General features: G+C 37.7%; 6 protein-coding genes. 2 read left to right on the top strand and 4 right to left on the bottom strand.

The window, feature by feature from the left end; translation table 11 throughout:
* Positions 1-386 precede the first annotated feature (386 nt).
* The 3 genes from J2S11_RS02020 to J2S11_RS02010 all read right to left on the bottom strand — a co-directional run bounded on the left by J2S11_RS02020 (position 387) and on the right by J2S11_RS02010 (position 3,202).
* A complete protein-coding gene (locus J2S11_RS02020) occupies positions 387-1,358 on the bottom strand; it encodes an RNA polymerase sigma factor (RefSeq protein WP_307390189.1) in 972 nt (323 codons plus the stop codon).
* Between the two features lie 190 nt (positions 1,359-1,548).
* On the bottom strand, positions 1,549-2,190 hold the full coding sequence (locus tag J2S11_RS02015; protein ID WP_307390186.1) for a copper amine oxidase N-terminal domain-containing protein: 642 nt from the start codon (positions 2,188-2,190) through the stop codon (positions 1,549-1,551).
* A 658-nt stretch (positions 2,191-2,848) separates the two neighbouring features.
* Positions 2,849-3,202: a hypothetical protein gene (locus tag J2S11_RS02010; protein WP_307390183.1), complete on the bottom strand. Its 354-nt coding sequence runs from the start codon at positions 3,200-3,202 to the stop codon at positions 2,849-2,851.
* Positions 3,203-3,834: 632 nt separating this feature from the next.
* Here J2S11_RS02010 and J2S11_RS02005 point away from each other — a divergent pair.
* Positions 3,835-4,995, top strand: a complete 1,161-nt coding sequence (locus J2S11_RS02005) for an alanine racemase (protein WP_307390182.1) — start codon at positions 3,835-3,837, stop codon at positions 4,993-4,995.
* A gap of 523 nt (positions 4,996-5,518) precedes the next feature.
* On the opposite strand, the gene J2S11_RS02000 is transcribed toward J2S11_RS02005, so the two are convergent.
* Complete coding sequence (locus J2S11_RS02000) at positions 5,519-6,721, bottom strand: AimR family lysis-lysogeny pheromone receptor (RefSeq protein ID WP_307390179.1); 1,203 nt, start codon at positions 6,719-6,721, stop codon at positions 5,519-5,521.
* Positions 6,722-7,149: 428 nt separating this feature from the next.
* Here J2S11_RS02000 and J2S11_RS01995 point away from each other — a divergent pair, with 428 nt between their 5' ends.
* On the top strand, positions 7,150-7,854 hold the full coding sequence (locus tag J2S11_RS01995; RefSeq protein ID WP_307390176.1) for a Fic family protein: 705 nt from the start codon (positions 7,150-7,152) through the stop codon (positions 7,852-7,854).
* Positions 7,855-7,876 lie beyond the last annotated feature (22 nt).

The raw sequence follows: 7,876 nt of genomic DNA, 5'->3' as shown, positions 1-7,876 counted from the left end.
TTGTCTTGCCCCACTCATTTGTGACACCCTCTCCGTCTTCTTTCTTTTATTATCTACGTGTCTTTTATGAGTGTCCACTTTTTATTCTAACTGCATAATCGATACTTAGAATGAATCATCCATCGATTTTCGTTCAAAGATCACGGCTAAGATGCAATTTTGGCCGTTAGAAGTTAAGAAAGTCAAAAAACCACTTCTAAGGTGCAAATTTGACCGTTAGAGTTAGGTTTGTGTGATTGTGTGAAAAAGACGCCTGTCTATTCATGAACTGCACCCCACTTGTTAGTCACAACTAACAAGTGGGGGGTTTTGTATGGATAGGAACTTTCATAGTCACTGCTGCTCTTCTGGGACATCAGTTGCTAGATAAAGGTTAAGCACATCACTTAATTTCTTGGATGAACAGATAGTCCCAATATTTGACCTGCCTCCTGTAGTAAATCTTCGCAGAAGTAGTACTCCTTTTTCGTCACAATCTGATTCTCTTCTGTTTCAAGATACAGAATGCTCTTAAGGAACCAGCTTGCTCCTTCTAGCATAGAAACAACTACTACTGGCCGCCCCCACAGAGTATACAATTCTGCGCGTAAATCCCCTTGCCAAAGTAAAAACGTATCTTTAATTGAGTTATTTCGGATAATTTCTCGTCCATACTCCTGCCCTACATGGACAATATCGTTATGAGCATCCTCAGAAAATAACTTGGCCATCGCATCTGGATCTCGTTTATGGAAAGTGTCAATGAGTGCATCAATCACGTTTTTGTCGGGCATAGGATACGTCTTTACTTTTTTGTTCACAGCTTGCTTTGAGTCTCCTTCCATCTCTTTGCTATGGGCTAATCTCAAGTTGTTTCGAGCTCGGTGTAGCAAAGCTTTAACAGCCCCTTCTGTTGTGGCTAGCATTTCAGCTGTTTCTTTTGCTGTAAAGCTGAATACATCTACAAGTAAAATCGTAGCGGCTTGCTTAGGAGGTAACTTTGTAACCAATAGTTCAATAGATTCGTATACATCATATTCTGCGAATGGTTCAGCAGACCTTACCTCTTCATAATGCTCCTCATATTCCGTATACTTGATGAGCTTTTTTCGGCGCCATTGATTAATCCACGTATTAGTAGCAATGCGAAAAAGGTAGCTTTTATGATGAATAGGCTGCCAAATTTGTCCTAGTGAAGCAAAGGCTTTAAGTAATGTTTCCTGCACCAAATCCTCGGCGTCCCAAGGTGACCTTGTTAGACTGCGACAATACTTCCATAAATCTGAACGATAAGGGGCAATGGTTTCTAGGAACGTATTTTTAAGTTTCCAGGCTTCCGTCTCTAAATCTTGTAAAGTTGTTTCTTTACGATGTGTCATACAGGATCCTCCTTTTTCTGTTATATATGATAAGACAAATAACTAGAGTGATTAGATACGTAGACTAGAGATCATTTTTTAAAATAAGAAAAAACCTACCGCTTCCTTAATACTCTTACGAATAGTTGAAGGCAGTAGGTGTATGTAAATATAGTTTGCTGACAAGGTGAATCATTAATAATTGAAAAGGCTATTCGTTCGTAATATGAACCGTTCTAGTTTTTTCATCCCACTTTACTTTTGCTCCTAAGGCTTCACTAACAAATCTTAAGGGTACCATCGTTTTATCGCTCACAATAACGGCTGGATGTGAAAGGGACAATCTCTGCCCATTTTTTGTGGCATAGGATTGACCAATAGTCAGTTTAACGGTTATATCTCCCTTTGTTCCAGTTACTGTTTCAGAGGCACTGTCCCATTTTATTTTTGCGCCAAGTGCTTCGAAAATCTCTCTCATCGGTACAAGTGTATTCCCATCGACCGTAACAGGGTCCTGTGTAAAAGATAGATTTTTGCCGTCAAGCTTCACTGTAACATGGGCTAGTTCATACCTTGGCCCTGCAGGAACAGGAGCAGGATTTGACTTCGTTGTAGCAGTAGTGGATGAACCTGCTGAGCTACTAGAAGAAGAGGATGAGGTTGAGTTTGATCTAGTCCCTGAGCCTCCCCCGCTGTGATAATGATATTCTCCGTACTCGAGACCCCATTTTTCACAATTTGTTCTGCACGTATGACCACCGTTGGCATCAGTTCTACCAGGATGAGCAAAAGTGACTGAGGAAGTAGAGATAATAAGAACAGCACAAATTAAAATAGAAAGGTATTTTTTCATGTCATTTCTTCCCTTCTCAAAGTAATGAATATAAGGTCTACTGATTCTAAGGGATAGGCTGCACTAGTATTCAGTTTCCATCCTGCTGAAATCCACAAAGATAGTTTTGCACCTAGTTACTATCGACTAGACTTAAAATCAATATATTACACTTATATATACGATAAAAAGTCTATAATTCCTTTAGTTGGAACTATAGAAACTACTTTGTTGACCTTATATATCCTTCCGTCCTAAAGATGGAAAACAGAAACGAAATTTTTAGGGTACCAATCTGATGAGTCACAACGACTAAAATTTTGTTTGTAGAATACTCTAAAAGAGGCTAACATTAAAAAAGTACCACTCATTAGAAGTGTAAATGATTTAATATTTTTAGTTGCGAGATAGAATAAAAAATTCATTATGACCACCCACCTATCTTAGTAGTTTAAGTGATTGTTTTTCTGTTAAAACAAAAGAGCTCTTCCGCAAGGGAAGAGCTCTTAGACATCTATTTAGTTAGAGTAAGCGATAATAAACAAGGGAACTTAACTATCCAAAGTAATATCAGAAGGTCTATTCTTAGTGCTCTTACGTTTATTGCGGTAGACAAGCTTCCGTAGCAGGGCATCGGCTGGGCCACGTTTTAGCTAGAACCATTACTGTAGTCATTTTTTTAAGAAACCTTATATCTCTCAAGGAAGTAGTTTAGATCTAATAGTGAAGGAGCCGTCTTATAGTAAAAGGTATCCCTATCCTCAGCGGAAAATAAAGCGGTTTCATTCCAATCTAAAGCTTTGTACACGTTACGAATATCTCCATTGTTATAGGAAAAATGAATGAACTGCACTTTTTCAAGCTCTGGATGAGTTGCTGCTAGGTATGTGAGTCCGGATTTAGAGCTTTCTAGCATAAAAACACAGTAATTTTGAGAGAACCATTCTATTTGAATGTTGCGAGGATACTGAATGACACATTGACAGGGTGTTAGTACGCTGGCGAGCCCTACTGTTGTTGCATTATACTGCATAAAAAATCCCCTCCTGTATACCTTTTATTCACACGATTACTATATGCTCATCCTAGACAATTTAGCTTTTAAAAAGATGCTTATAGACTGAATGTCGGGCTTGCAAGTAATGGTCTTTAGTAAAGAAACAGATAAGGGTGCATGTTTAATTGATGAGATATAAAAAAATTGGTATAAAGCAAAGTGACTTTACGTTTTTTAGTAGTTTGATTATTCTAAGTATAATAAATTTTTAATAGCTGTGCTACTCTTTTACTTGGAAAAAGTAAAATGACCGTTAGGTTATATGGTATAATATTCCTTGTACAACTGAGCTTGGGTGGGTATAAGCTAACCTTCAGAATGGGGGTGATGCTTATGGAATCTTTTCAATTGATCATTGTTATGTTTGCATTTTGAACCTTCGTTCTAGCGTTGCTAACATATATCGAGAAAAGAAAATAACCTGCCTAAGCTAGTCGCAAGGAGCAGGTTATCTCTGTTTTCTTGGAGGTATTTCCACCCAAGTGTTGTGCTAGGGACGGTCGCGACACCGTCCTTATTCTAGTTTAATAATAACATGGTAAAAATATACTTGCAAATGGAATGAACAGCTCTATTTTAAATAACTCAAGCTTAAGGAGGTTCTACTCATGCACCCATATCTAAACAACTGGTTAACCTCAAATGATGCAGGAAAGATTTTGACCCCACAAGTGCTAGTTAATCAAGATCAGCTCAAGCAGAACATTAAAGATATGGCTTCATTTTCTAAAGAGCATGTTGTTAAGCTGCGACCACATTTTAAGACACATAAAACAATGGAGATTCTTCAGCTTCAACTTGAGCAGGGGGCAATAGGGGTCACAGTTGCAAAGCTTGGTGAGGCAGAGGAGATTGTAGCTTCATCTCTTTTTAACGGAAGAAAATTATCCATTCTTGTTGCTTACCCTGTTGTTGGAGAGCAGAACTTACAGCGGGCTCTTGCCCTTCAAAAGCAAGCTGAACTTATTCTTATGGTTGATCATATGGATCAAGTAATAGCATTAAATGCCTTTGCTAAACAACATCAAACGTCATTCTCTGTGACAGTCAAAATTAATACAGGCTTAAATCGATGTGGACTAAATCCAGATAGCTCAGAGGTTCGGGCCTTTATCCGAAATCTACTGAACTGTAAAAATCTTAGCTTCATTGGAGTGATGACACATGCCGGTCATGCTTATGGGGCAAGCTCTACGGAAGAGCTTAATAGGATTGGACATTATGAAGCCGGAGCTTTACTAGAACTGATTGATGAAGTAAGCTCCTCCTTTGCCCTTCCTCAGCTTGAAGTTAGTGTTGGCTCTACACCAACAGCTCGAATTTCTGGAGCAGTACCCGGCGTCACAGAGCTAAGACCAGGGAACTACGTATTCTATGATCGGACTCAGGTAGGGTTAGGCGTTGCTACATTTGAGCAATGTGCTCTTCGTGTTGCCAGTAGGGTAGTTTCTCAGCCTGCACCTAATCGCTGGATTATTGATGCTGGTTCGAAAACTCTTACATTAGATCAAGGGGCACACGGTCAATCTGGAGTTTCTGGATATGGATATGTTGTTGGGCAGCCTGACTTGACTATAACTAGGTTGTCAGAGGAGCACGGAGTTTTGGAAGGAAGCCCTAACGGGGATCTTAGGATAGGAGATATAATTGAGGTTATCCCTAATCATGCCTGTCCTGTAGTTAACTTGGCAGATGAGCTTGTTGTTCTTTCGCTTAATCAAGAGGAATTTACTATTTGGGAGGTTAAGGGAAGAGGGAAAAGTAGGTAAGTGTTAAAAAGGGAAATGGGTAAAAGTATTGAAATATAGAAGGAAGCGTTAATGAAGTTAATGAAGTGCGAACCCTAAGCTCACATAAAATCCCTAGGAGGTTCGCACCTGTTGATACATAAGGGAGTGTAGAAAATTAATATGAAAAACCAACTAATATATGGTAATCTGAAAATAGGTTCGCACTTTTGGCCTTTTTAAGCCTTGATATATATGAGCTTATTATGCCCGCTGTCGCACTCTTCACGGAGTGTGTGGATTGAAACATAAAAAAGGAAGGAGCTGTATAAATGAAAAGAGCATTGTCACGCTCTTTACGAGTGTGTAGATTGAATTCAGTTTGAATAGGAGGATACTTACTTTTGAATTCATTAAAAAAGGGAGCGCTATGATAAGCGACTCCCTTTTCGAATATTAGATTTTGACTTCAACATTTTGCTTTTCAATTATTGAACCGCCAGGACTAGTAGAAGTAGTAAGAGTTTCAGTGGAGAAGTTAGAAAAGACTAGAAGGGTAAATAAACTACTTGTGAATACGATAGTTAAAATTTTCTTCATACGTGCTCCCTCTTTTCTTAGATATTATTTTAAGAGCCTCTTCATTCTCACCAAGCCTCTGTAATTCAATCAAAGGTAGCTGTAAATAGAAATAATGCTCTATGGTATCAAAGGCTTCTGCTGACTGGTAGAACAGCTTTATGTTGTCGCTTAGGAGACCCCTGTAATAAAAATAAAAGCCTTTGTTCCATTCTGTCAATACATCTATATTTATTTGGTCAAGCTGCTCTTGTGCAAGGGAATGATCACCCTTTTGAATCAGATAAAAAATATAATTCATTAGGGAGGTTTGATCATCTATTTGTATCTCAAAATCTGACTCTATACAATAATATGAGTGCAGGAAAGATATATTCAATTTTATCGTACGTATATATTGGGAATGATCTAGGCTAATTGCTGCATTTAAAGCACGGCTAAAGTAATTTAAAGACTGCTGATAGTCTGTAAATAGGTACGATTCTCCTAATTGATTTAATGCAGGTATCTTCATATGATGTATATAATCCTGCCCGAGGATAGAATAACTAGCCTGTCTGGACTGTTCAAGTTTATTAGAATACAAGTGAACAACACTTAAGATAATTCCCAATCGGACAGAGAATGAAGAACGAAGAAAATCACTTTTAATATCCTCAATAAGACTAAAGGTATTTTTGTTATGTAGCAGGATAGAGTTAACTTCCTTCATATCGTAATAAATGAGGGCTTTCAAGATTGCTTTTAAGACTTTGAGTTCAACATCTTTGGGCTTGAATTCTTCTACTTTTAGTAAAAGTTCCTCTTGGGTATATGAGTCATCTAATATTCTTAAACGAAGCAAACTATAAATTTCAGCCCATTCACGATCTGTCGGGTTTGTAGAAGAAGAACTTAGAAGATCAATTAAGAAATCAAACTCTCTCCAAAGCTTGTGAATCGCACAATATTCTAGGCTAAGTCGTGCATTTCTAGATCTTTGAGTCATGACATATTCAGACATGATAGATAGCTCTTCTTTGGGGTACAAGTACTTTATGATTCTCAATACAGATTCAAATCTCATTTCTTCATGACCATGCAGATATCTTGAGATAGTTGACTCTGTTACATTGGCTATATGGGAAAGCTTACGTTGATCTAGGGTGTTATGGTTATCAAGAGTTCGCATAATCTTCTCCCTTAACACATTCATAACCTCCTCACTTGAACTATATTCCATTATTTCAAATTCTAATCTAGCTAGAACTTTGAGTCAACTTAAATTCACGAAAATAAGGAAATTTAAAAAATATTAGATTCTCAAATTCATGGAAATACAAGCTTACTATAAAAACTCTAGTCTGAACCCCAAGCTCACATGAATTTTCTAAGGAGGTTCTCACCTGTTGGTATACATGGGATTAGAGTAAAATGAGTGATAAAATCAACTAATATATGGTAGACTGAAAATAGGTTCGCATTGTTGGGTTTGCTAAGTCTAGCGCGTAAGAGTTTGTTTTGCTTGCAGTAGCACTTTACATGAGTGCGTGGATTGAAATACAAAAAAACAAATCATAGCACTCTTTGTATTCAGTAGTCGCATTCTTTACGAGTACGTAGAAAGGAATGGAAATCATGCGTAAATTCCCAAATGAATATTTAGACGATATACTTGTCAGGCTTGCACACCATTCATCAGCTATTGAAGGAAACACTATCTCACTTCCAGAAACAGTATCCATCATCCTACATAATACAATTACAGGTAATCGAGACTATGATTTAAGAGAGGTTTACGAGGTTTCCAATCATAGACAAGCGTTTGATTTTGTTCTAAATGAAGTGTCTAACGGAGTCCCACTATCCCTTTATACGGTAAAAGAAATTCACTCCCATTTAACAGATAAACTCCAGTATGATAAAGGATTATTTAAATCATCAGATAATGCCATCCTAGGGGCAGACTTTGTAACGGCAAGTGCCAAAGATACACCTTTTTTAATGCAACAATGGGTAGATAATTTAATTTACCGTTTAGATTCGGCAAAGGATGATAAAGAAAAAATACAAGCGATAAGCGAAACACATATAGAATTTGAGAGGATACACCCTTTTTCAGATGGGAATGGTAGGACAGGTAGGCTGCTTATTACTTACTCATTGCTACAGCATGATTTCCCACCTATAGTTATCCAGAGCAAGGAACGTGCAAGATACATTTCATTCTTAGCTGAGTATGATGTGGCAGGGCTTAGTCGTTACATAGAATCGGCTATAGAATCTGAGGAAGAGCGTATAAATCGTTTTCAGAATGCAAGTGACCAACAAATAGATTTATAGATTATAATTTCGTCAAATGAAA

This window comes from Bacillus horti, from assembly GCF_030813115.1.
Lineage (GTDB): Bacteria > Bacillota > Bacilli > Caldalkalibacillales > JCM-10596 > Bacillus_CH > Bacillus_CH horti.
Note: the sequence above shows the minus strand (reverse complement) of the source record. Positions and strands in the feature narration are given on the sequence as shown.

What these genes read in the sequence shown, in the direction of transcription:
- J2S11_RS02020 (WP_307390189.1), bottom strand. Translation starts at nt 1,358, where the DNA reads ATGACACATCGTAAAGAAACAACTTTACAAGATTTAGAGACGGAAGCC.
- J2S11_RS02015 (WP_307390186.1), bottom strand. Translation starts at nt 2,190, where the DNA reads ATGAAAAAATACCTTTCTATTTTAATTTGTGCTGTTCTTATTATCTCT.
- J2S11_RS02010 (WP_307390183.1), bottom strand. Translation starts at nt 3,202, where the DNA reads ATGCAGTATAATGCAACAACAGTAGGGCTCGCCAGCGTACTAACACCC.
- J2S11_RS02005 (WP_307390182.1), top strand. Translation starts at nt 3,835, where the DNA reads ATGCACCCATATCTAAACAACTGGTTAACCTCAAATGATGCAGGAAAG.
- J2S11_RS01995 (WP_307390176.1), top strand. Translation starts at nt 7,150, where the DNA reads ATGCGTAAATTCCCAAATGAATATTTAGACGATATACTTGTCAGGCTT.